This window comes from Agrobacterium sp. P15N1-A, from assembly GCF_044626815.1.
Lineage (GTDB): Bacteria > Pseudomonadota > Alphaproteobacteria > Rhizobiales > Rhizobiaceae > Agrobacterium > Agrobacterium leguminum.
The window spans coordinates 791,711-813,514 of the sequence record NZ_JBIUPF010000001.1 but is presented as its reverse complement, the minus strand read 5'-3'; the positions used below and the strand labels follow the sequence as shown (position 1 = coordinate 813,514).

The 21,804-nt window shown below is 61.5% G+C and carries 19 protein-coding genes; 10 read left to right on the top strand and 9 right to left on the bottom strand.

What is annotated here, in order from left to right; all coding sequences use genetic code 11:
* Positions 1-85 precede the first annotated feature (85 nt).
* The 4 genes from ACIK7D_RS04015 to thrC all read right to left on the bottom strand — a co-directional run bounded on the left by ACIK7D_RS04015 (position 86) and on the right by thrC (position 6,408).
* A complete protein-coding gene (locus ACIK7D_RS04015; RefSeq protein WP_080817484.1) occupies positions 86-3,001 on the bottom strand; it encodes a sensor domain-containing phosphodiesterase in 2,916 nt (971 codons plus the stop codon).
* Complete coding sequence (locus ACIK7D_RS04010; protein ID WP_003509108.1) at positions 2,998-3,597, bottom strand: GNAT family N-acetyltransferase; 600 nt, start codon at positions 3,595-3,597, stop codon at positions 2,998-3,000. Before ACIK7D_RS04010 ends, ACIK7D_RS04015 begins: the two co-directional genes overlap by 4 nt.
* Positions 3,598-3,690: 93 nt before the next feature.
* Positions 3,691-4,989: a pitrilysin family protein gene (locus tag ACIK7D_RS04005; RefSeq protein WP_080817483.1), complete on the bottom strand. Its 1,299-nt coding sequence runs from the start codon at positions 4,987-4,989 to the stop codon at positions 3,691-3,693.
* 21 nt (positions 4,990-5,010) lie between these two features.
* The gene (gene thrC, locus ACIK7D_RS04000) at positions 5,011-6,408 is read right to left on the bottom strand and encodes a threonine synthase (RefSeq protein WP_003520498.1); all 1,398 of its coding nucleotides are present in this window, start codon (positions 6,406-6,408) and stop codon (positions 5,011-5,013) included.
* A gap of 265 nt (positions 6,409-6,673) precedes the next feature.
* Here thrC and ACIK7D_RS03995 point away from each other — a divergent pair, with 265 nt between their 5' ends.
* Positions 6,674-7,213, top strand: a complete 540-nt coding sequence (locus ACIK7D_RS03995; RefSeq protein ID WP_162936788.1) for a PilZ domain-containing protein — start codon at positions 6,674-6,676, stop codon at positions 7,211-7,213.
* Positions 7,214-7,410: 197 nt separating this feature from the next.
* Here ACIK7D_RS03995 and ACIK7D_RS03990 read toward each other — a convergent pair whose 3' ends face one another.
* The gene (locus ACIK7D_RS03990) at positions 7,411-8,100 is read right to left on the bottom strand and encodes an HAD family hydrolase (protein WP_137003006.1); all 690 of its coding nucleotides are present in this window, start codon (positions 8,098-8,100) and stop codon (positions 7,411-7,413) included.
* Between the two features lie 222 nt (positions 8,101-8,322).
* Between ACIK7D_RS03990 and ACIK7D_RS03985 the strand changes: the two genes are divergently transcribed.
* Positions 8,323-9,003: a GntR family transcriptional regulator gene (locus ACIK7D_RS03985; RefSeq protein WP_065654301.1), complete on the top strand. Its 681-nt coding sequence runs from the start codon at positions 8,323-8,325 to the stop codon at positions 9,001-9,003.
* Between the two features lie 45 nt (positions 9,004-9,048).
* On the top strand, positions 9,049-9,510 hold the full coding sequence (locus tag ACIK7D_RS03980) for a DUF1284 domain-containing protein (RefSeq protein ID WP_400156010.1): 462 nt from the start codon (positions 9,049-9,051) through the stop codon (positions 9,508-9,510).
* Here ACIK7D_RS03980 and ACIK7D_RS03975 read toward each other — a convergent pair.
* Positions 9,470-10,570, bottom strand: coding sequence for a hypothetical protein (locus ACIK7D_RS03975; protein WP_400155681.1), 1,101 nt, complete (start codon positions 10,568-10,570; stop codon positions 9,470-9,472). The genes ACIK7D_RS03980 and ACIK7D_RS03975 overlap by 41 nt on opposite strands.
* 237 nt (positions 10,571-10,807) lie before the next feature.
* On the opposite strand from ACIK7D_RS03975, the gene ACIK7D_RS03970 reads away from it, so the two are divergent.
* The 3 genes from ACIK7D_RS03970 to ACIK7D_RS03960 all read left to right on the top strand — a co-directional run bounded on the left by ACIK7D_RS03970 (position 10,808) and on the right by ACIK7D_RS03960 (position 12,873).
* Positions 10,808-11,953 (top strand): site-specific DNA-methyltransferase, encoded by a 1,146-nt coding sequence (locus tag ACIK7D_RS03970; RefSeq protein WP_127756241.1) that lies wholly within the window; start codon positions 10,808-10,810, stop codon positions 11,951-11,953.
* Between the two features lie 375 nt (positions 11,954-12,328).
* A complete protein-coding gene (locus tag ACIK7D_RS03965; protein ID WP_400155680.1) occupies positions 12,329-12,580 on the top strand; it encodes a type II toxin-antitoxin system ParD family antitoxin in 252 nt (83 codons plus the stop codon).
* A gap of 2 nt (positions 12,581-12,582) precedes the next feature.
* Entirely contained in the window at positions 12,583-12,873 is a 291-nt protein-coding gene (locus ACIK7D_RS03960; protein ID WP_162936787.1) for a type II toxin-antitoxin system RelE/ParE family toxin, read from the top strand.
* A 37-nt stretch (positions 12,874-12,910) separates the two neighbouring features.
* Here ACIK7D_RS03960 and ACIK7D_RS03955 read toward each other — a convergent pair whose 3' ends face one another.
* Together ACIK7D_RS03955 and mutY are read right to left on the bottom strand one after the other, a co-directional pair.
* Entirely contained in the window at positions 12,911-13,522 is a 612-nt protein-coding gene (locus ACIK7D_RS03955) for an HAD family hydrolase (protein ID WP_400155679.1), read from the bottom strand.
* 82 nt (positions 13,523-13,604) lie between these two features.
* Complete coding sequence (mutY, locus tag ACIK7D_RS03950) at positions 13,605-14,714, bottom strand: A/G-specific adenine glycosylase (RefSeq protein WP_400156009.1); 1,110 nt, start codon at positions 14,712-14,714, stop codon at positions 13,605-13,607.
* Between the two features lie 125 nt (positions 14,715-14,839).
* Between mutY and ACIK7D_RS03945 the strand changes: the two genes are divergently transcribed.
* The 4 genes from ACIK7D_RS03945 to ACIK7D_RS03930 all read left to right on the top strand — a co-directional run bounded on the left by ACIK7D_RS03945 (position 14,840) and on the right by ACIK7D_RS03930 (position 20,215).
* On the top strand, positions 14,840-15,304 hold the full coding sequence (locus tag ACIK7D_RS03945; protein WP_080817473.1) for a hypothetical protein: 465 nt from the start codon (positions 14,840-14,842) through the stop codon (positions 15,302-15,304).
* A 27-nt stretch (positions 15,305-15,331) separates the two neighbouring features.
* Entirely contained in the window at positions 15,332-15,853 is a 522-nt protein-coding gene (locus ACIK7D_RS03940; RefSeq protein WP_080817472.1) for a DUF721 domain-containing protein, read from the top strand.
* A gap of 129 nt (positions 15,854-15,982) precedes the next feature.
* Complete coding sequence (locus ACIK7D_RS03935; protein WP_080817471.1) at positions 15,983-16,663, top strand: DsbA family protein; 681 nt, start codon at positions 15,983-15,985, stop codon at positions 16,661-16,663.
* An 84-nt stretch (positions 16,664-16,747) separates the two neighbouring features.
* On the top strand, positions 16,748-20,215 hold the full coding sequence (locus ACIK7D_RS03930) for a chromosome segregation SMC family protein (RefSeq protein ID WP_400155678.1): 3,468 nt from the start codon (positions 16,748-16,750) through the stop codon (positions 20,213-20,215).
* Positions 20,216-20,691: 476 nt separating this feature from the next.
* Here ACIK7D_RS03930 and ACIK7D_RS03925 read toward each other — a convergent pair whose 3' ends face one another.
* On the bottom strand, positions 20,692-21,669 hold the full coding sequence (locus ACIK7D_RS03925; protein ID WP_400155677.1) for a VOC family protein: 978 nt from the start codon (positions 21,667-21,669) through the stop codon (positions 20,692-20,694).
* Positions 21,670-21,804: the final 135 nt, after the last annotated feature.

Genomic DNA, 21,804 nt, shown 5'->3' with positions numbered 1-21,804 from the left:
CGGGGTTTTTCGTCAAGAGGAACAGTCTGACCTTCGAGGAGAGGAGCATCGCTGCGCCCCTCGCTTCCATGTGTCCCGATATCCCTTACGAAGCCCGCTTCGTCGGCTGGAAGCGTTCCCGCAGAAGCTTGAGCGCCGCATCGCCCGAAACCGGCGTGCCGAACAGGAAGCTCTGGCCGAAATGGCAGTTCATGCGCGCCAGTTCGGCCGCATCCTCGGGCGTCTCGATGCCTTCCGCCACCACCTGCATGTCGAGCGCCCGCGCCATGGCGATGACGGAGCGCAGCAGGACGTTGCGTTTGTCGCTGGTATTGGCCACCAGCGCCTTGTCGAGCTTGATGGTGTCGAAGGGGAAGCGGGTGAGATAGGCGAGCGACGAATAGCCGGTGCCGAAATCGTCCATGGCGAGGCTCAAGCCCGTTTCCTTGAGCTTGGAAAGCACCAGCCGCGCCTGTTCCGGGTTCTCCATGACCACGGATTCCGTCAGTTCCAGTTTCAGCTGCTGCGGATTGCAGCGCGTGCGGGTCAGCATGCCGCGCACGTCGTTGTACAATTCGTTGTTCAGCAATTGCGCGCTGGAAATATTGACGGAAATGAAGATCGGCATCTTCTCGATGGCGTGTTGCCAGTCCATCAGATCGGTCGCCGCCCGTTCCAGCGCGAACATGCCGAGAGGTTCGATCAGGCCGGAGGCCTCCGCAATCGGAATGAACTCGCTCGGCGGAATATTACCGCGCTTGGGGTGCTCCCACCGCATCAGCGCTTCGAAACCGGCCAGCTCGCCATCGTCGAGCTTGACGATCGGCTGGTAGGCCAGCGACAGCTCCTTGCGCTCGATGGCGCGGCGAAGGTCGCTTTCCATCTGCAGGCGGTCGGTGCCTGAGGTGCGGAAGGCGGGGCGGAAGGGCTCGACGCGGTTGCCGCCAGCGCGCTTGGCGCGATACATGGCGAGTTCCGCATCGCTCAAGAGTCCGGCCGCACTTTCCTGCTGATCGATCCACGAAACGAGGCCGATGGAAGCGGTGAGAATGATTTCGCGGTTGGCGAAATTGATCGGCACCATGATCGCCTTGTTCACCGCATCGGCGAAATCGGCCACACGCTGCGGATCGCGCTCCGAGGTCAGGATCAGGCCGAACTCATCGCCCCCAAGACGCGCCAGCGTATCCTGCGGTTTCAAAAGACGGCGCAGACGACGGGTCAGCGCAATGAGGATGTTGTCACCGGCAGCAATGCCGAGCGTATCGTTGACCAGCTTGTAACGGTCGATATCGATCGCCATCACGGTCGGACGCACGCCCTCGCTATCGGGCGAGAGATTGAGGATCGATTGCAGGCGATCAAGGAAGACCTGCCGGTTCGGAAGCCCGGTCAGATTGTCGTTCATCGCATCCTGAAGCAGTCGCTCCACGGAGTTCCTCTGCTCGGTAATATCGGTGATGGTGCCGACGCAGCGGATGATTTCGCCGTTGGAGCCGAGAACCGGCCGTGCTCGGATTTGCAGCCAGTGGAAATGCCCGTCTTCGGCGCGAATACGGAATTCGTGGTTGAGGCGGCCTTTGCGGTGGTCGAGCAGCACGTCGAGCGTCGCCTTGAACCGGTCGCGATCGTCAGGGTGCAGGCGCGGCAGCCAGTTGCGTGCCGCACCGTGCATGGCGCCGGGTTCCAGCCCCAGCCGGTTGGAAATATCGGGCGTGGTGACGATGCGGTCGCGCGTCACATCCCAGTCCCAGACGGTATCGCCGCTGCCCGTCAGCGCCAGCGACTGGCGTTCGAGGTCGGAGAACAGACCCTGTTGATAGGCGCTGCCGGCAAAGGCGTGCTGGATGACGGTGAAGCCGATCAGAAGCACGATCAGCACCAGCCCGCCGCCGAGTGCGGGCTGCACGATGTCGTTGTCCAGTTGTCCCGTCACCGTCAGCCAGCTGCCGAACAGCCAGACGAGGATAAGCGCCCAGGAGGGAACCAGCAAAATGGCCCGGTCATATTTGTTGAAACCGAGATAGATGATGAGGGCGATGCCGGCGGTTGCGGTGAGCGCGAAGGACACGCGGGCAATGCCGGAGGCGACCGAGGGATCGTAGATCGCCACACCGAACAGCAGCGCCAGACCCACCACCCAGGCAAAGGTCGCATAACCCAGATGCGCATGCCATCGGTTGAGATTGAGATAGGTGAACAGGAAGACCACGAAGCTGGAGGCGAGCGCGACTTCCGCGCCCGCCCTCCATATTCGCTGATCGCTTGAGGTGACGGTGATGAGCTTTTCGAGGAAGCCGAAATCCACGCATATATAGGCGAGCACCGCCCATGCGAGCGCGGCCGAGGCCGGCAGAACGGAGGTTCCCTTAACCACGAACAGGATGGTGAGCAGCACGGCGAGCAGGCCGGCAATGCCAAGCACGATGCCGCGATAGAGCGTAAACGCGTTGATCGTGTCCTTGTAGGCTTCCGGTTCCCACAGATAAAGCTGCGGCAGCTGCGGCGTGGAAAGCTCGGCGACGAAGGTGATGACGGAGCCGGGATTGAGGGTGATACGGAACACATCGGCATCCGGGCTCGGCTGCCGGTCGAGCGCAAAGCCTTCGCTCGGCGTGATCGCCATGATGCGCTGCGAACCGAGATCGGGCCAGAACAGCTTGGAATTCACGAGGCGGAAATGCGGGGCGACGATGACGCGCTCCAGCTGCTCTTCGGAGACGTTGGCGAGTGCGAAAACCGCCCAGTCGCCCTGATGGTCGGTGGAGCTGGCGCGCACCTCGATGCGGCGGCGAATGCCATCGGGGCCGGGCGCGGTCGAGACCTGAAAGGCTTCGCCCTGGTTGGCATAGATATCGGTGGTTGCCGTCAGGTCGAGCGCCGTGTCGTCACGGGAAATCTTCACCGGCTCGAAGGCGTAGGAATAGGAAGAGAAAAGCAGGAAAAGCAGGAAAAACGGCGCAGCCAGCGCGATTGCCGCCAGACGTTTCGCAAGGCAAGGCGCAGTGTGATTATAGGTCATGTATCGTACTTCGTTCCGCCGGAGCTTTGCTTGTCGGCAAGAAGGGAAAACATCATATGATCCCGCCATTGGCCATTGATTTTCAGATATTCCCGCAGGAGGCCTTCCCGCTGGAACCCGGCATTTTCGAGAAGCCGGATGCTTTTGAAGTTTTCCGGAATACAGGCTGCCTCGATACGGTGCAACTGAAGTCCGTTAAAGATGTATGGTATTACCAATTTTAATGCGGCAGACATATGGCCTTGCGCGGCGTGCCGCTCGCCGATCCAGTAGCCGATCATGCAGCTTTGCGCCGCACCCCGGCGGATGTAGCCGATGGTGATGCCGCCGACCAGCAGCGTCTCTTTCTCGAATAGCAGGAAGGAAACGGCGGTGCCGGAGGAAAATTCCTGGCCGTTGCGCACCACGCGCATGCGGAAGGCGCCTTCCGTCAGCTCGTCCGGCCGCCAGGTCGGCTCCCAGGGCTGGAGAAACTGTCGGCTTTCGGAGCGCAGCACATGCCATTGCTTGAAATCGCCGTAGCGCGGCAGTCTGAGAAGGTGGTTGGCGCTGCGCAGTTCGGGCGTGTCGCTATGTCGGGAAAGAAAACGCAGCATTCACGATCCCTGTGCGGCAGACATCGCCATCCGCGAGCGGGATGGCGAAAAAGATGAGCGGTCTTCGCCTTTAAATCCCGCTCTCATATCGGTTTATCCGTTCGCCTTTATCCTTGCGGGCTGCTGCGCGGAAAGCGCCGCAGTGATGTCGGAAAGAGGCGGCAGATGTTCGAGCGGGCCAATTGCGGACAATGTCGGAACTGTATCGAAAAACAGCCGTCCCGCAAGATCGGTCAGGCGCGCGCGGGTGATGTCGCCCAGCCGCTCCATCATTTCCTCATTGGGGATGGGCCGGCCGTAAAGCATCATCTGCCGGGCCATCTGGCCGGCACGTGCCGCCGGGCTTTCCTGTCCCATCAGCAATTGCGCGCGGATCTGCGCCCGGGCGCGGTCGATTTCTTCCTGATGGATGGTCTGCGAGGACTTGCGAAGTTCCTCCAGAATGACGGGCACCAGTTCCGGCAGGTCGTTGCCGCCGGTGGCCGCATGCACGCCGAAGATGCCGGTATCGGAAAAGCCCCAGTGGAATGCATAGACAGAATAGCAGAGGCCGCGATATTCGCGCACTTCCTGGAACAGGCGGGAGGACATGCCGCCGCCCAGTATATTGGCGAGAATCTGCGAACAATAGAAATCGCGGGCGTGATAGGCCTTGCCCTCGAAGCCGAGGAGCACCTGCGCATCCATCAGGTCGCGGGTCTCGCGGATTTCCCCGCCGGTATAGATAGCCTTTTCGAGCACCGGCGTGGCGACGGGCAATTGCGGCAGCGAGGCGAAACGTTCCTCCACCTGCTTCACGAAGCTCTCGTGATCGACTGCGCCTGCCGCCACGACGAAGATGCGGTCCGTCGTGTAGTTGCGGGCGAGATAATGCCTGATCTGGCCGGTGGTGAAGGATTGAACGGTATCCGGCGTGCCGAGGATCGGACGGCCGATGGTCTGGTCGCGATAGGCGACGCCGGAGAAATTGTCGAAGATCACGTCGTCGGGCGTATCGGTCGCCGCGCCGATTTCCTGCAGGATGACGTTTTTCTCCCGCTCCAGCTCGTCTTCGTCGAACAGCGATTCCGTCAGGATGTCGGCAAGGATATCGACGGCGAGGGGGACGTGGTCTTTCAGGACGCGGGCGTAGTAGGAGGTCGTTTCCGTCGATGTCGCGGCGTTGACTTCGCCGCCGACATTTTCGATTTCTTCGGCGATCTGCCGGGCGGTGCGGCGCGCCGTGCCCTTGAAAGCCATATGTTCGAGAAGATGGGCGATGCCGTGTTCGGCAGTCGTCTCGTTGCGGGAACCGGATTTGATCCACACCCCAAGAGCGACGCTTTCGAGATGCGGCATTTTTTCCGTCACAACGGTCAACCCGGACGAAAGCCGGGTCACATTTACTCTCATACTCAACGTCTTTCCGCGTCTCTATTTGCCGGCGCGTGCGTGTTTGCCGATGAAGGTTTCCACGGCTTTGAGCTCCGCATCCAGAATGTCGAAACGCTCCTCCCGGTTCATAATGTCAGCTAACCATACTGGAAGCGCAGGCTCGATTGCGCAAGCGGATTTTACAGCGGCCGGGAATTTAGCCGGGTGGGCGGTAGACAGAACCACCATCGGGCTTGAGGCCTTTTCGTGCTTTTCCGCCACAAAAACGCCGGTCGCCGTATGCGGGTCGATCAGGTAACCGGTTTTCTCAAGCGTGTCGCGGATCGTTGCCGCCACCTGCTTTTCGGTGGCGCGGCCGGCGCGGAAATCCTTCTTGATGAATTTCAGCGCGTGCGGCGGAATTTCAAAGGATCCGGACTGCTTGAGGCCGTCCATCGATGCCTTTACCGCAGCGGAATCACGGCCATAGGCTTCGAACAGCAGGCGCTCGAAGTTGGACGAGATCTGGATGTCCATGGAGGGCGAGGTGGTCGGCTTGACGCCGCGCATCTCGTAACGGCCGGTCTTCAGCGTGCGCGCCAGAATGTCGTTGTCATTGGTGGCGATGACGAGCTTGTCGATCGGCAGGCCCATCTTCTTGGCGACGTAACCGGCGAAGATATCGCCGAAATTGCCGGTCGGAACGGTGAAGGAAATCTTCCGGTCGGGGCCGCCGAGCGACAGCGACGCGGTGAAATAATAGACCACCTGCGCCATGATGCGCGCCCAGTTGATGGAGTTGACGCCGGAAAGCTTCACACCGTCGCGGAACTTCACGTCGTTGAACATCTCTTTGACCAGCGTCTGGCAATCGTCGAAATTGCCGTTGATCGCCAGCGCATGCACGTTGGAAGCGGTCGAGGTCGTCATCTGGCGCTGCTGCACCGGAGAGACCTTGCCGTTCGGGAAGAGGATGAAGATATCGGTGCGCTCGCGCCCGGCAAAGGCGTCGATGGCCGCACCGCCGGTATCGCCCGAGGTGGCGCCGACAATGGTGGCGCGCTCGCCGCGTTCGGAAAGCGTATAGTCCATCAGGCGGGCGAGAAGCTGCATCGCCACATCCTTGAAGGCGAGCGTGGTGCCGTGGAAAAGCTCGAGAACGAAGGTGTTCGGGCCGGTCTGCGTCAGCGGCACGACGGCAGGATGCCGGAAGGTCGCATAGGCGTCGTCAATCATCGCCTTGAACTTGTCTGCCGGAATCTCGCCGCCGGTGAAACGGTAGAGAACCTCGAAGGCGACATCCTGATAGGACTTGCCGCGCAGGTTGCGGATTTCCTTCTTCGACATGGAAGGCCATTTGCGCGGAACATAAAGCCCGCCGTCACGGCCAAGGCCCGCCAGAAGCGCGTCGCAAAAACCAAGCGAAGGGGCCGCACCCCTGGTCGATACATATTCCACGAGATAGTCCCTTATCCGTTACCGATGCGATCGGCGTCTTTGTCCGCAGCGTCTCACCGCAATGAGGCGATTGGCGAGCTAATGAAGGGCTTTTCTGAAAATTCAAGCAAAACCGAACATGCCAATCGATTTTTTCCGGCGTCGCTGCTATAGACCATCGCCAACCTGGGTGAAAGGTCAATAAACAGCGTCTCCGGTTCTGTTCCGGGACAATGGAGAGGGAATTAGAAGAGTGTCAGGGAATTTCTTGCGTTTGTCCGCCGCGATGTCGCTTCTCGTCGTTGTTGCAGGATGCAATTCCTCCAACCCGTCGGACTCGCTTGCCGTCAACCCGCCGGCAGCGCAGGCCGCACCGACGGCTGCCGTGGTTCAGGCCAATTGCCCGGCCGTGACGGTTCTCGATGCCAACGCCGTTCATCGCGTCTATGCCGGCGGCGCCAAGGACGATCCGCAGAAACTCGCCTATCAGGTCTCGCTGTCCGATACGACGCGTTCGTGCACCGCCAATGAATCGACGCTCACCGTCAACGTGCTGGCCCAGGGCCGCCTCGTTCCCGGCCCGATGGCCAAGCCCGGCCGCGTGACCGTGCCGATCCGCGTGACGGTGAAGGACGGCGACGGCGAGATTTACGGCGAAACCACCGCCTTCGCCATCGATGTTCCGGCAGGCGGGGCCGGCACGCAGTTCATCTTCAACAACGACCACGTCGCCATCCCCAACGGACCGGGCGGCGCACCGAAGTCTGTCAGCGTCTTCATCGGCTTCGCCGAGCAGGGCGCAAAGGCCAAGACCAAGCGCCGGTGATTTGACGGGCGAAATGTCAGAAAACCGGAGGCTGCTTTTGCGGGCTCCGGTCAGGTCGCGGACAAACCATTCCTCACACGCGACGTCATCCTCGGGCTTGTCCCGAGGATCCAAACACGTATCGTAAAATCAAACCGTTGCAGATGCTCGGGACAGGCCCGAGCATGACGAAGTGGCGTTTGTGACAAAGCCAGAGATTAAAAAGCGCCTTCCCACTCCGCCATTGCCGCAATCACGGCCGGCAGGTCCTGCATGCGCGAAATCACCGTTTCGGCGCCCGCATCCGTCAGCCGGTCGGCGTGGCTCGGATAGGTGTGGGATGCGCCGGTGAAGCCGATGACGCGCATGCCGGCGGCTCTTGCGCCATGGATGCCGTGCACGGAATCCTCGACCACGACCACGCGGTCGGGGGAAACGCCGAATTGCGCCGCGCCGTGCAGGAAGATGTCGGGTTTCGGCTTCACGCGGTCGGCTCCAAGGTCCTTGGCGGAATAGACATGCGGCGCGAAATAGGGCTTCAGGCCCACCTTCGTCAGCATCATGTCGAGGCGGTGGCTCGATGAGTTCGAGCAGATGCACCGCGGCGTGGTCAGGCGCGACAGCGCGAATTTGACGCCCTCGATGATCTTCACGTCGCGTTCCAGCCGCATGTCGAGCAGCTTTTCCGATTTGTCGAGCAGCGAGGCGGAGAGCGGAATGCTGGCTTCGCTTTCCACCTGCAGAAGAATGTTCTTCCAGGTCATGCCGGCGAAACGTTCGCCCATTTCCTCGACGGAGATCGGATATCCGGCTTCGGTCAGTAGGCGGGATTCCACCTGCGCCGCGATGATTTCGGAATCGACCAGAACGCCGTCACAGTCGAAAATAATGAGGTCGAAGCCGCTCATGGGCGCTCCCTGTATCGGATTTGGCTGGAAGAAAACGATGCCGGGCTTTTAGACCATGTCCGCGCTAAGCTCAACCGGCTCACCCGCAAAGGTCGGTCCCATCAGGCTCATAGCTCGGTCAGCCCGTGTAAGCGACTGTGCCGCCTCGAATATTTGGTTTGGCGTCCCTCTTTCGCGCAAAAACCGCTACACACGGCCGCGCCATATGCGTTATGGGATGTTATGCCCAAGACAGTGAAAAATACGCCCGAAGACACCATTGCCGCGCGCATCAGCCGCACGCTCGCCGACCGCATCGTTCGCGGTGAGCTGTCGCCGGGCGAAAGGTTGCGGCAGGATCACATCGCCGCCGAATTCGGCGCGTCGCATGTGCCGGTGCGCGAGGCATTCCGCCGGCTGGAAGCGCAGGGGCTTGCCGCCAGCATTCCGCGCCGGGGTGTCCGGGTGGCGGATTTCGGCCTTGATGATGTGCGCGAGGTGGCGGAAATGCGCGCCGCCCTTGAAGTTCTGGCGCTGCGCCACGCCATTCCCAACATGACGCCCGCCATTCTCGACCAGGCGGAGGCGGCGACGCTCGAGGGCGACAGCGCCGTCGATGTGCAGCATTGGGAAGAGGCCAACCGCCGCTTCCATCGTCTCATCACCGCGCCCTGCAACATGCCGCGCCTGATGGAGGCAATCGACGGGTTGCATGCGGCGAGCGCCCGCTTCCTGTTTTCCGCCTGGCGCGCCGGCTGGGAGCGCCGCACCGATACCGATCACCGCGCGATCATCGATGCGCTGCGCGGCGGCCGCGCCGAAGAGGCGGTGCGTATCCTCGACGGACATGTGCAATGGATCGGCCGCAAGGCGATCCGCACCTCGTCCGGCTCGGTGCGCGACGCCTTCGCCATTGTCGGATAGGGCGGGCCCGTGACCGTCCGCCTCCGGCCCCACCATCTTCTCTGTATGCTCACCTATGTGGGCAAGGGATATACGTCCGGCTTCGTCGAAAATTACGACCGTGTCGCCGCCCGCCTGAATGCCGGCGAGGAGGATATCGAGCTGGTGGATGGTCCGGACGATATTTGCGAGGGCCTGTTGTGTGAAAGCCATGCCCACTGTTTCAACGAAGGCGTGGTGCAGCGGGATGAGACGGCCCGCCTTTCGGTTTCTGCGCTTTTGGGCGAGACACTGACCGTCGGCAAGAAGCTGCAGGCGACGCCCGACTTTCTTGCGAAGATGCGTCTGGCTTTCGCCGCAGGCGAGATCAGGCCGGCCTGTCGAGGCTGTCAGTGGATAAGGCTGTGCGACCGTATCGCGGCGTCAGGCTTCGCAGGTGTGAAAGTCGGCGAACGTCCGGAGCCTCCGGCCGGGCGGCGGCCGAGGCCTACTCCGGCACATCCGTCTCGGTTCTCTCGGCGGCCTTGACCGTCGCCTTGATTTCCTTCGGCTCGCGGCCGGATTTCTTGTCGTAGCTCACCTTCACCGAATACTCGCCGGGATGCAGGGTTTCCTGATGCTGCGTGCCGTAACGGCCGGAAATCTCTTTCTGCGTGCCCTGAAGGTCCCTGGTGGTTTCAACGATGTCGATCCGTTCCGCACCGGGCGCGTTGATGGCGAGAACGCCCGCATCGAGATCGAGGGTGATTTCGGTTCGTTTTCCGGCAGTCACGGTGAATGGCTGTTCCACCGTCACCTTGCCGAGACGTGCGCGCATGACGAAATCGCCAGCGGGCATTTCCATGATCTTGCCGGTACCGTAAATGCCGTTGATGGTCTCACGCGTGCCATCCAGCGATTCCTTGGCCGACATCGCTTCGAAGCGGATATCGTCCGTTTCCACCGCCCTGCCGCCTTCGGCATAAACGGCCTTGGCGACTACCACGCCGCTTGGAATGACCAGCTCGTGGCTGATCTTCTCGCCTGCCTTGATGGCAAGCTTCTCCTCAGCCCGCGCCGGGCCGATGCGGCCGGTGAGGACGACCTCTCCCGCCGGCACGAAGACGGTATTCTGGCCATAAACGCTGTCCTTGAAATCGCCCTTGGTGATTTCCGTCTTCGCCTGCGTTTCCACATCGCCGCCGGCGCTGCGTTTCGGCACGACGGTCAATTCCGCAGCATCAAAATTCACCTTCGGCCTCGCGACGCTTCCGTCCTTCACCTCGAACGATACTTCGCGGGTCACATTGCCCAGCGCCGCCACCCCGACATATTTGCCCGCCGGCAGCTTCGCCTCGAAGGTGGCGTCATAGGAGCCGCCGGCATTGTCGTCGGTACGCCCGCCGGAACGGTCCGCCTTGTAAAAATCCCACCGCACCCTGTCGCTGTTGCCGAGCGAGGGGCCGCCATCGAACAGGACCGCATCGGTGACGACGTTATATTGCGGGGCCGGTTGCTGCGCCTGCGATGGCGCCGGCAGCGCCGTTGCGAAAACTGCGGCGCAGACGACATTCATGGAAAAAGAAGCCATTTTCATCACGGACCCCATTGCGGATTACCCCCTGCCATCATGGCTCTTCCCGCCGCGCCGATATGCGGGGACAGGAGAACCCGTTGTGCACAACGTTTTTGCCCGACTTCGAGTTCCCCCGCCGGCCGCCGCAAATCGCGCCTGCGTGCCGCGACAGCCATTTATTTCGCATTTTCCGTGACTTGTTCAGGCTTTGATAACCATCTTCGGTAACCATAAGCATCAGTAGAGAGTAAGCGTATGGAGCGAGTACCAATGGCAGCAGTTTTTCCGCTGGCCGATTTTCGGCGTGCCGGTTTTGATCGTGCGGGCGAGAGCGACGCCTGGAAAGACAGCATCATCAAAGGTGATTGTGTCGCTGCCTTGGATGCCCTCCCGAGCCAGTCGGTCGATGCGATTTTCGCCGATCCGCCCTATAACCTTCAGCTTGGCGGTACGCTTCACCGTCCCGATCAGTCGCTGGTCGATGCCGTCGATGACGAGTGGGACCAGTTCGCCTCCTTCGAGGCCTATGACGCCTTCACCCGCGCCTGGCTGCTCGCCTGCCGCCGTGTGCTGAAACCGAACGGCACAATCTGGGTCATCGGCTCCTACCACAATATCTTCCGCGTCGGCTCCATGCTCCAGAACCTCGATTTCTGGATCCTGAACGATATCGTCTGGCGCAAGACCAACCCCATGCCCAATTTCAAGGGCCGCCGGTTCCAGAACGCCCATGAGACGATGATCTGGGCCAGCCGCGATCCGAAAGCCAAGAACTATACCTTCAACTACGATGCGCTGAAGGCCTCCAACGACGATGTGCAGATGCGCTCCGACTGGCTGTTCCCGATCTGCAGCGGCCATGAGCGGCTGAAGGGCGACGACGGCAAGAAGGTGCATCCCACCCAGAAGCCGGAAGCGCTGCTGGCGCGCATCATCATGGCCTCCACCAAGCCGGGCGATATCGTGCTCGACCCGTTCTTCGGCTCCGGCACCACGGGTGCGGTCGCAAAACGTCTCGGCCGTCACTTCGTCGGCATCGAGCGCGAACAGGATTACATCGACGCGGCATCCGCCCGCATCGCCGCCGTCGAGCCGCTCGGCAAGGCGGAACTGACCGTCATGACCGGCAAGAAGGCCGAACCGCGCGTTGCCTTCAATACCCTGCTGGAAAGCGGCCTTGTCCGCCCCGGCCAGGTGCTGACGGATGCACGACGCCGTTATAGCGCCATTATTCGTGCCGATGGTACGGTCGCATCCGGCGGGACCGCCGGCTCCATTCACCGCCTCGGCGCGAAGGTGCAGGGTCTCGACGCATGCAACGGATGGACGTTCTGGCATTTCGAAGACGGCGACGCGCTGAAGCCGATCGACGATCTGAGAGCGATCATCCGCAGTGAACTGGCAAAGGCCGAATAGTCAAAGCCCAAAAGGCTTAAACGCAACGATCCACCGCCCGCCCTTGTCAGCCTATGTCTCCGTCCGGTTTAGTACCTTCAGTCCCGGATGGAGAACGACCAACGCCCGGCACTTCGGTGTCGGGCGTTGGTATTTTCGAGTATCATATTTTAGCAAGACAAGTTTCGCGCAAGAGATCGGCAATACTGTCTCAAATCAGAGCAGTGGTTGTGAAAATCCGGTTCGGAAAAATCACAAAAACATTGCGTCCGATGCCGCTTGCGGCAGGACTGGCGCAGGCCGGAGACCGCCATTTCCGCCTGCGCCAATTTCTTTTCCCGATCTGTTTTGACAAACTTTGCCAAATTCTGCACTCTTCCATCAAAGGAGATGGATATGGCGACCATGAACATATCGCTGCCTGCACCCATGAAAGAATGGGTCGAGGCCCAATCCAGGACGGGCCGTTACTCCAATGCGAGTGACTACGTGCGAGACCTGATCCGGAAGGACCAGGAACGAGGCGAAAAAATCGCGGCGATGCAGCGTTTTGTGGATGAGGGATTTCAGAGTGGCGTCGGGCATCGCTCTCAGGAGGCCCTGTTCGCCGAGGCTGAAGCCCGCTCCATGAAACGCAAAATCGGTTGATCATGGGCTTTCGCCTGTCTCTGCTTGCGGAAGAGGACGTCATTCGCATAGTCGAAGAAGGCATAGTCTTATTCGGGCTGGCGCAGGCGCAAAAATATCACCGGGAACTCTATGAGATATTTGAGCTGATATCTCTCAACCCACGAATGGCACGAGAGCGGCATGAGTTGTTACCGCCGTTGCGTATCCATCGGTTCAGGGCGCATCTGGTTGTTTATGCCGTGGGAACGGACGATGACGTCCTGATCGTCCGCATCCGCCACGCACATGAAGACTGGGTCAACGAGTCGTAGCCGGGCGTCCACGTCACCGTTTTGCCCGGCAGCCAGCTTACGCTTCCACCCCATAAGCCCGCAAATCCTGCCGCAGCTTTTCCGCGCCGGTGAAGTGCACGGCCTGCCAGCCCGCCGCTTTCGCACCTTCGACATTCACGAGCGTATCGTCGATGAAGAGGCTGGCGGCCGGATTGAGGCCGAATTCCCTGGCGTGCAGATCGTAGATCGCCACATCGGGCTTTAACAGCTTCACATCGCCGGAAACGGTGACGCCGCGCGGCAAAGTGAGGAAGGGAAACATTTTCTGCGCCTCGCGAAACGTGTCGGAGGCGAAGTTGGTCAGCATCGTCACGTCGTGGCCGCTGTCGATCAGCCCGACCATGATCGCGACGCTGTCGTCATAGGAATGCGAGACCATCTCGTGCCAGAACTTGCGGAAGGAACGGATGTGCTCTTCCCGCTCCGGAAACTGCTCCACCAGCAGCGCTTCGGCATCCTCCCAGCGGCGTCCGCGATCCTGTTCGAGGTTCCAGTCATGGGTGCAGACGTTTTCGAAGAACCATTGGCGCTCATCGGCATCGGGAATGAGGCGGCTATAGGGAATATGCGGATCGTAATGGATCAGCACCTTGCCGATGTCGAATACGATATGCTCAATCTTGGTCATCGAAATTTCCTGCTTTCATCGGACGTTAGAGCGTCCGAAAGACGCTCTAAATCTTTGAGTTGCGCATCGTTCCTGTCGAAAATCAATTTCGATTTTCGGACCGATACGCGGATGGAATAGCTTGGGCGATGACTTTTTTCATCACCGTTGGCAGCGCCTGCGCGTCAAGATTTGTAACCGGCTCCCACCATCCGTCATCCGGCCCGGTGTGCAGTCCATCCGGCACCTGCGCGCGATAGACGGTGAGCCTGAGTTCGAAATGGGTGAAGACATGCGTAATGACGCCCGCCGCCTGCCAGCCGGCGGCAAAGGGCGCATGGCTCGCCTCCGTGCCGCCGTCCATGCGGGCGGTCCATGCCGTTGTCGGCACCTCGGTCATGCCGCCGAGAAGCCCGCTTTCGATGCGCCGGCGGAGCAGGATTTCGCCGCTCGCATTCACCGCCACGAAGGCGGCCCCGAGCCGCACCGGCTTTGCCTTCTTCGCCGCCTTGACCGGAAAACGCTCCGGCTCGTCATGGGCAAGCGCAAGACAGTGGCCGTTGAAGGGACAGAGCGCGCAGGCCGGTCGTTTCGGCGTACAGATCGTAGCACCCAGGTCCATCATCGCCTGGGCGAAATCGCCGGGCCGATCGGAAGGGGTAAGCTCGGCCACCTTCGCTTTCATGGCAGGCTTTGAGCCGGGCAGGGGCGCATCGATGGCGAAGAGGCGGGAGATGACGCGCTCCACATTGCCGTCCATCACCGCCGCCTGCCGGTTAAAGGCGATGGCCGCGACGGCGGCGGCGGTGTAGTCGCCGATGCCGGGCAGTTGCTTCAGGCCGTCTTCGCTGTCCGGAAAGATGCCGCCATGCTCGCGCGCCACGGCTTCCGCGCATTTTTTAAGGTTGCGGGCGCGGGCATAATAACCAAGCCCCGCCCAGGCCGCCATGACATCCTCGACCGGAGCCGCGGCCAGATCGCTGACGCTTGGCCATGCCGCGAGAAACTTCAGGAAATAGGGTTTCACCGCCTGCACCGTCGTCTGCTGCAGCATCACCTCCGACAGCCAGACGTGATAGGGATCGGCGCGTTTTCCCCGTGCCGCCATGGCCGGCGACGTGCGCCATGGCAGTTCGCGATGGTGCCGGTCGTACCATGCGAGAAGTTGTTCCGCTGTCGGATGTGATATGTGTTGCCGCGTATGTGTGTTCATCGCCGCTGAACATAGACACGGCACGGCAATCTGCAACAGCAGCCTGCGGCGGCGGCGTGGAAAACCGCATCCGGCAACGAATGCCGACATCGAAACCCATGATCCGATTTTGGAGGAAGAGCCCCATGCTGAATGCGCTGCTGGATAATATACCCCAACCGCTGCTTTATGTTATCGAGGTTCTGTTGGCCCTGTGCCTGATTGGAAGCCTGTTGAACCATATTGGCCGGCTGTGTTTCGGGCGGCACAACTGCGTGGCCTTTGTGGTTTCCCGCCTGATCGGCGAAGTCCGTGAACTGGAGAAGATGAGAGGCAAGCCCTCGCGCCGCTTTCGAATTATCGAATCCGGTTTCTGGGCGATTTTTTGCCATGGCCTGTGGATATACCTCTCCATCGTGCTCACCTGCATGTTGGTGATTGCCGTTATGTCGGATAAGCCGGGAATATCGCATCTGAAGTTTTTGGCTGGGGCCTATTTCCTCTTTGGATGTTTGGTGGCGGGAATGATACGCTTGGGTGCCTGCCGGGACTGGCGACGATTCCGCGCATTGTTGGGCGGCGAAGAAGATGACGATGGCGCCACCGCTTGAGGCCGCTTGGCCTCTGTCGAGGAGAGCATGAAGAAACCCGCAGATTCATTCCGCAAAGGCGTCGTGCAGATCGCCGAAGTCGCCAATGGCATCATGGACCCCGTGCTGTCGAAACGGGCGGGCATCAACACGGCGCTGCTCGGCTCCTGGGACGAGATCGCCGGCGAGGACTTTGCCGATTGCACCCGGCCGGAAAAGATCACCTGGCCGCGCCGCGACGAGGGGCCGGATCGCGGCGGTTATCAGCCGGGCGTGCTGACGATTGCCTGCGAAGGCGCGCGCGCGCTGTTTCTCACCCATGCGCAGGGCGAACTGATTGCTCGCATCAACGGCTTTTTCGGCTTTCCGGCGGTGCGCCAGATCAGGATCGTGCAGAAACCGGTGTCCCAAACCGTCAACCGCCGGCGCAAACCGCAGCCCCTGCGCGGCGATGCGGCAAAACGTCTCGATGACATGATGGACGGCATCGAGAGCGAGGCGCTGCGCAAGGCGGTGGAGAGGCTGGGCACGGCGGTATTGCAGAAAAAGCCGCGCGGCAGGACGATTTGATGTGCACGGGCTGTCCTTGACTGGTCACAATTCTTTGACAAGAAGAGTTCAAAACCCCGCTTGTGATGAACAGGCCGTCGCTATATCGGAATCAACGGACAATAGAGTCTATTACCAACAGGTGCTTTCATGCATTTTCCCGAACTGACCATTTCCCGTCGCAGCCTCCTCGGCGGCGTTGCTCTTGCCGCCCTTGCCACGGCCCTGCCGTTTGCCTTCACGCCCGGTATCGCCCAGGCGCAGGAATTGCCTGAATCCACCGGCGATGTGGATATGGCTGCGGTGATGAAGCCCGGCCCGCTGCCGGAAGCCGCGCTCGGCGATGCCAACGCACCCGTCAAGATCGTCGAATATATGTCGATGACCTGCCCGCACTGCGCCAACTTCCACAACAAGACCTTCGAAGAGATCAAGAAGAAGTACATCGATACCGGCAAGGTCTATTTCGTGCTGCGCGAATTCCCGTTCGATCCACGCGCCGCTGCCGCCTTCATGCTGGCGCGCTGCGCGCCGGAAGGTCAGTATTTCCCCTTCGTTTCCATGCTGTTCAAGCAGCAGCAGAGCTGGGCTGTCGCGCAGGATGCGCGCGCCGCCCTGCTGCAAATGTCGAAAATGGCCGGTTTCTCACAGGAGTCTTTCGAGGCCTGCTTGACGAACCAGAAACTTCTGGATGATGTGAACGCAACGATGCAACGCGGTGCGACGGAATTCGGCGTCAACTCCACGCCGACTTTCATCATCAACGGCAAGAAATACGCAGGAGACATGTCGGTTGAAACCATGTCGGCTGTCATCGACAAGCTGCTCTGATCGCCGGACCCTGAAAGAAACGGGCGGCGGATATTTCCGCACGCCCGTTTTTTATTGCCCGTCTTCTTGCCGGGGCGTGACGGCATGAAGTTCAACAAGCTCCGCCTCGTCGGTTTCAAGTCTTTCGTCGAGCCTTCCGAATTCATCATCGAGCCGGGGCTGACCGGTGTCGTCGGGCCGAATGGCTGCGGCAAGTCCAATCTGGTCGAAGCGCTGCGCTGGGTGATGGGCGAGAATTCCTACAAGAACATGCGCGCCTCCGGCATGGATGACGTCATCTTCTCCGGTTCCGGCAATCGCCCGGCCCGCAACACCGCCGAAGTCGGCCTCTATCTCGACAATTCCGACCGCACCGCGCCCGCCGCCTTCAACGATGCCGATGAAATTCAGGTCACACGCCGCATCGAGCGCGAAAACGGTTCGGTCTACCGCATCAACGGCAAGGAAGCCCGCGCCAAGGATGTGCAGCTTCTGTTTGCCGACGCCTCCACCGGCGCGCGCTCGCCCTCCATGGTGGGGCAGGGGCGTATCGGCGAGCTCATCAACGCCAAGCCGCAGGCCCGCCGCCAGCTGCTGGAAGAGGCGGCCGGCATTTCCGGCCTGCATTCCCGCCGCCATGAGGCGGAGCTTCGCCTGCGCGCCGCCGAGACCAATCTGGAGCGGCTGGAAGACGTCACCGCCCAGCTGGAAAGCCAGATCGAAAGCCTGAAACGCCAGGCGCGGCAGGCCAACCGTTTCAAGATGCTGTCCGCCGATATCCGCGCCCGCGAGGCGACCCTGTTGCACATCCGCTGGGTAGAGGCGAAGGAAGCCGAAGGCGAGGCGGAAAGCGCTCTCAATCAGGCCACGAATATCGTCGCCGAGAAGGCGCAGGCGCAGATGGAGGCGGCCAAGCAGCAGGGCATCGCCAGCCTCAAACTGCCGGAACTGCGCGAGGACGAGGCCCGTGTCGCCGCCGCCCTGCAACGACTGCAGATCGCCCGCACCCAGCTGGATGACGAGGCCAACCGCCTGCTGCGCCGCCGCGATGAGCTGGCCCGTCGCCTGTCGCAGCTTGGCGAGGATATTATCCGCGAGGAACGGCTGGTCTCCGATAATGCCCAGATACTCGCACGGCTCGATGAGGAAGAGGCCGAACTTCTGGAAATCCTCTCCGATTCCGGCCGCCATGCGGAAGAGATGCGCGAGGCCTTCGAAGCTGCCGCTGTCAAGCTGGCGGAAAGCGAAGCCATCTTCACCGCGATTACCGCCGAACGGGCCGAAGCTGCCGCCGCCCGCCAGCAACTGGAGCGGGCGATCCGCGATCTTTCCGACCGCAAGCTGAGGCTGGAGCGGCAATCGCAGGAGGCATCCGCCGAGATCGATGCCATCGACGAAAAACTCTCCGGCCTTCCCGATCCGTCCGAACGGCGCGAAGCCGTCGAGGCGGCGGAGATCGCGGTCGAGGATGCCCTGATCGTGGTGGAAGAAGCCGAAGCCGCCGTTGCCGAGGCGCGTTCCGCCGAAGCGCTGGCGCGCGCGCCGCTGGAAACGGCGCGGAACCGGCTGAACGCGCTGGACACGGAAGCACGCACCATCACCAAAATCCTTGCCTCCAGCGCCGCCGCCAATGGCAGCTTTACGCCGGTGGCGGAAGAAATGACGGTGGAGCGCGGTTTCGAGGCGGCATTGGGTGCCGCCCTCGGCGACGATCTCGAAAGCCCGCTCGATCCCGCCGCGCCCGCCTATTGGGCCGGCAATGGCGATGGCGCGGATGATCCCGCGCTGCCGCAGGGTGCGACGCCGCTTCTGGATTATGCGCAGGCGCCGGAAGCCCTGCGCCGCGCTTTGGCGCAGATCGGTGTCGTCGCCAACACTGCGGAAGCCCTGCGCCTGCTGCCGCATTTGAAGGCCGGCCAGCGGCTGGTGACGCGCGAAGGCGCGCTGTTGCGCTGGGACGGTCACATCGCCAGCGCCGATGCGCCGGGCGCCGCAGCGCTTCGCCTGTCGCAGAAGAACCGCCTTGCTGAAATCGAGACAGAACTGGATGAGGCCCGCTCCATTCTGGACGAGGCCGAAGACCAGCTTGCCGCGAAAACCGAAGATATCCGCAGCAGCGAATTGCGGCTCTCGGACGTGCGCGACAGAAGCCGTCTTGCGACCCGCCATCTTGCCGAGGCGCGCGAGGCGCTGACCGCCGCCGAACGGGCCTCGGGCGATCTGCTGCGCCGTCGCGATATCGTGTCCGAAGCACTGAACCAGATCGGTGCGCAGATCGATGAGATTGCCGTTCAGGAGGAAAACGCCCGCATCGAAATGGAAGACGCCCCCGATCTTTCCGTGCTCGATCTGCGGCTGCGCGAAAGCCAGCTCGAAGTCGCGACCGACCGCGGCCTTCTGGCGGAGGCCCGCGCCCGCCATGAGGGTGTGAGCCGCGAGGCGGAAAGCCGTCAGCGCAGAATTCAGGCGATAGGGCAGGAGCGCTCCACCTGGCAGTCGCGCGCGGCAAGTGCGGCCGATCACATCGCGACATTGCGTGAACGCGAGGAAGAGGCGCGCGAGGAAATCGCCGAGCTGGACATAGCGCCGGAGGAGTTCGACGAGAAACGCCGCAACCTCCTCAACGAATTGCAGAAGACCGAAGACGCCCGCCGCGAGGCCGCCGACCGGCTGGCCGAGGCGGAAAACCTGCAGCGCGCCGCCGACCGTGTGGCGGCAACGGCGCTTTCCGAACTGGCCGAAGCCCGCGAAAAGCGCGGCCGTGCCGAAGAACGGCTGGTCTCCGCCCGCGAAAAGCGCCAGGAAACCGAACATCGGATCCGCGAAACGCTGAATACCGAGCCGCATATGGCGTTCCGCCTGACCGGCCTCGGTCCGGACCAGCCGAAGCCGGACATTCGCGACGTCGAGCGCGATCTCGACCGGCTGAAGATCGAGCGCGAGCGGCTCGGTGCCGTCAATCTGCGCGCCGAGGAAGAGCAGGCCGAGCTTTCCGCCAAGCTCGAGGCGCTGATCAAGGAACGCGACGACATCATCGACGCCGTGCGCAAGCTGCGCGCCGGCATCCAGAACCTCAACCGCGAGGGTCGTGAACGGCTGATCGCCGCTTTCGATGTGGTCAATTCGCAGTTCCAGCGGCTGTTCACCCATCTCTTCGGCGGCGGCACGGCCGAATTGCAGCTGATCGAATCCGACGACCCGCTGGAAGCGGGGCTGGAAATTCTCGCCCGCCCGCCGGGCAAGAAACCGCAGACCATGACGCTGCTTTCCGGCGGCGAACAGGCGCTGACGGCCATGGCGCTGATCTTCGCGGTCTTCCTCACCAATCCCGCGCCCATCTGCGTGCTGGACGAAGTGGACGCGCCGCTGGACGACCATAATGTCGAGCGTTACTGCAACCTGATGGACGAGATGGTGGCCTCCACCGAAACCCGCTTCGTCATCATCACCCACAATCCCATCACCATGGCGCGCATGAACCGCCTCTTCGGTGTCACCATGGCCGAACAGGGCGTCTCGCAGCTCGTCTCCGTGGATTTGCAGACCGCCGAGCAATTGCGCGAAGCCGTCTGAGGCTTCTTTCCGCTTCGCCCACCATCGCGAATTTATCTGGCCGTATCACCCATTCGGGTGAGCGACAATGCGCGGTGTTTTGCTATGTTTTCCGCAAGGGCCAAAGGGCTCGTCACAGACCCCACCATCCGGTTTCCTGTACCGGATGGAATGCCTTGCGAGGCCGCTGCCGTGGCCTCGCAAGGCTTTCTTTTTGCGGGTTCATAGGGTGAGGTGGGCGTATGGCTGGTAATCGGTTCCGGGGCGCAAACCTCCTCCGTCATACCGGCCTTGAGCCGGTATCCAGCCAGCCCAAGTCCTTGGGCTGAAAAGACTCTTCCCGTCGCGCGAGAGCCGCGTCGACTGGATTCCGGCTCAACGCCGGAATGACGGAGGGAGGCGACGCAGCAAATCCCTGTAAACACTGGCATGCTGCAACTGCCAATCGCGCAGTGTGCGAGTTTCTCGGCCCATGATGCATGGAGGCCTACCATCACTCACCCCGGCACCAGCCGCAGCCGCGTGCCCCAGGGGTCTATCGCTTCCACGACGTTATTCTCCATCTCCACCAGCACATAACCGGCGGCCCTGAGCCGCGTCTTCTGGGCCTCGAGATCATCGGGGTTGCGAATGGTGAGGGAAAACCAGTCGAGGCCGGTTTCCATGGCGTTGCGTTCCTTCGCGCCACGGCTGTTCCATGTATTCACCGCCAGGTGATGATGATACCCGCCGGAAGAAAGAAACGAGGCATCGGAGCGCGCGTCCTGCGTCGGTTGCAGGCCGATGGCCGTTTCGTAAAAGGCGCGGGCGGCGGCGATTTCGCCGACCCGCAGGTGAACATGCCCGATGCGCATTCCCGGTGGGGCAGCCTCATAATCGCTTCTTTTGGTATCGGTCAGCTTCACCAGATCGTCGACATCGAGCGGTTCGGTGCCCATTTTCACCACGCGGCCGCTCCACACCCATGTGTCCTTCGGCCGGTCGCTGTAAACCTCGATGCCGTTGCCCTCGGGATCATTGAGATAGATCGCCTCGCTGACATTGTGATCGGCAAAACCGGAAAGCGGCACCTGCTTCAGCGCCGCATGCACCAGCCAGCGCGCCAGATCCTTGCGGGAAGGCATCAGATAGGCGATGTGGAACAGGCCGGCGGAGGTGGGACTTTCGAAATCCGCCGCCGGCTTGTGCACCAGATCGAGCAGCGGCACGGTGCCGACGCCGAGCGTTACGCCTCTGGCCGTGCGCTCCACCTCGTTCATGCCCAGCACTGAACGGTAATACTCGATCATCTGGTCGAGATCGCGCACGCGCAGCGCGGCCTGGCCGATATGCATCGGCGTCGTCAGCGCGAAGGGAAGGGTGGAGGCGGCGCCTGCGACGGGCACTGCGCCTTCGGCTCTGAGCGCCCCGGCAAGCGCGCTGGCGGCACAGGAAATTCCGGCAAATTTAAGCGTATGGCGGCGGGTAAATTGCATGAATAATCTCTTTGTCGGCGATTTGAATGGCTTAGGCAACACTCCAGTTCAGCGCACTACACGAATGCGTCAATCATGGCGTTATTCGGCCTTTGCGGCAATTCTTGCGCGCAATTTGCCGCAATTATGCTGCAC

Bases quoted from the DNA above. Each gene is read 5' to 3' on its own strand.
- ACIK7D_RS04015 (WP_080817484.1), bottom strand. From the start codon at position 3,001: ATGACCTATAATCACACTGCGCCTTGCCTTGCGAAACGTCTGGCGGCA.
- ACIK7D_RS04010 (WP_003509108.1), bottom strand. From the start codon at position 3,597: ATGCTGCGTTTTCTTTCCCGACATAGCGACACGCCCGAACTGCGCAGC.
- ACIK7D_RS04005 (WP_080817483.1), bottom strand. From the start codon at position 4,989: ATGAGAGTAAATGTGACCCGGCTTTCGTCCGGGTTGACCGTTGTGACG.
- ACIK7D_RS03995 (WP_162936788.1), top strand. From the start codon at position 6,674: ATGTCGCTTCTCGTCGTTGTTGCAGGATGCAATTCCTCCAACCCGTCG.
- ACIK7D_RS03990 (WP_137003006.1), bottom strand. From the start codon at position 8,100: ATGAGCGGCTTCGACCTCATTATTTTCGACTGTGACGGCGTTCTGGTC.
- ACIK7D_RS03985 (WP_065654301.1), top strand. From the start codon at position 8,323: ATGCCCAAGACAGTGAAAAATACGCCCGAAGACACCATTGCCGCGCGC.
- ACIK7D_RS03980 (WP_400156010.1), top strand. From the start codon at position 9,049: ATGCTCACCTATGTGGGCAAGGGATATACGTCCGGCTTCGTCGAAAAT.
- ACIK7D_RS03975 (WP_400155681.1), bottom strand. From the start codon at position 10,570: ATGGGGTCCGTGATGAAAATGGCTTCTTTTTCCATGAATGTCGTCTGC.
- ACIK7D_RS03970 (WP_127756241.1), top strand. From the start codon at position 10,808: ATGGCAGCAGTTTTTCCGCTGGCCGATTTTCGGCGTGCCGGTTTTGAT.
- ACIK7D_RS03965 (WP_400155680.1), top strand. From the start codon at position 12,329: ATGGCGACCATGAACATATCGCTGCCTGCACCCATGAAAGAATGGGTC.
- ACIK7D_RS03960 (WP_162936787.1), top strand. From the start codon at position 12,583: ATGGGCTTTCGCCTGTCTCTGCTTGCGGAAGAGGACGTCATTCGCATA.
- ACIK7D_RS03955 (WP_400155679.1), bottom strand. From the start codon at position 13,522: ATGACCAAGATTGAGCATATCGTATTCGACATCGGCAAGGTGCTGATC.
- mutY (WP_400156009.1), bottom strand. From the start codon at position 14,714: ATGAACACACATACGCGGCAACACATATCACATCCGACAGCGGAACAA.
- ACIK7D_RS03945 (WP_080817473.1), top strand. From the start codon at position 14,840: ATGCTGAATGCGCTGCTGGATAATATACCCCAACCGCTGCTTTATGTT.
- ACIK7D_RS03940 (WP_080817472.1), top strand. From the start codon at position 15,332: ATGAAGAAACCCGCAGATTCATTCCGCAAAGGCGTCGTGCAGATCGCC.
- ACIK7D_RS03935 (WP_080817471.1), top strand. From the start codon at position 15,983: ATGCATTTTCCCGAACTGACCATTTCCCGTCGCAGCCTCCTCGGCGGC.
- ACIK7D_RS03930 (WP_400155678.1), top strand. From the start codon at position 16,748: ATGAAGTTCAACAAGCTCCGCCTCGTCGGTTTCAAGTCTTTCGTCGAG.
- ACIK7D_RS03925 (WP_400155677.1), bottom strand. From the start codon at position 21,669: ATGCAATTTACCCGCCGCCATACGCTTAAATTTGCCGGAATTTCCTGT.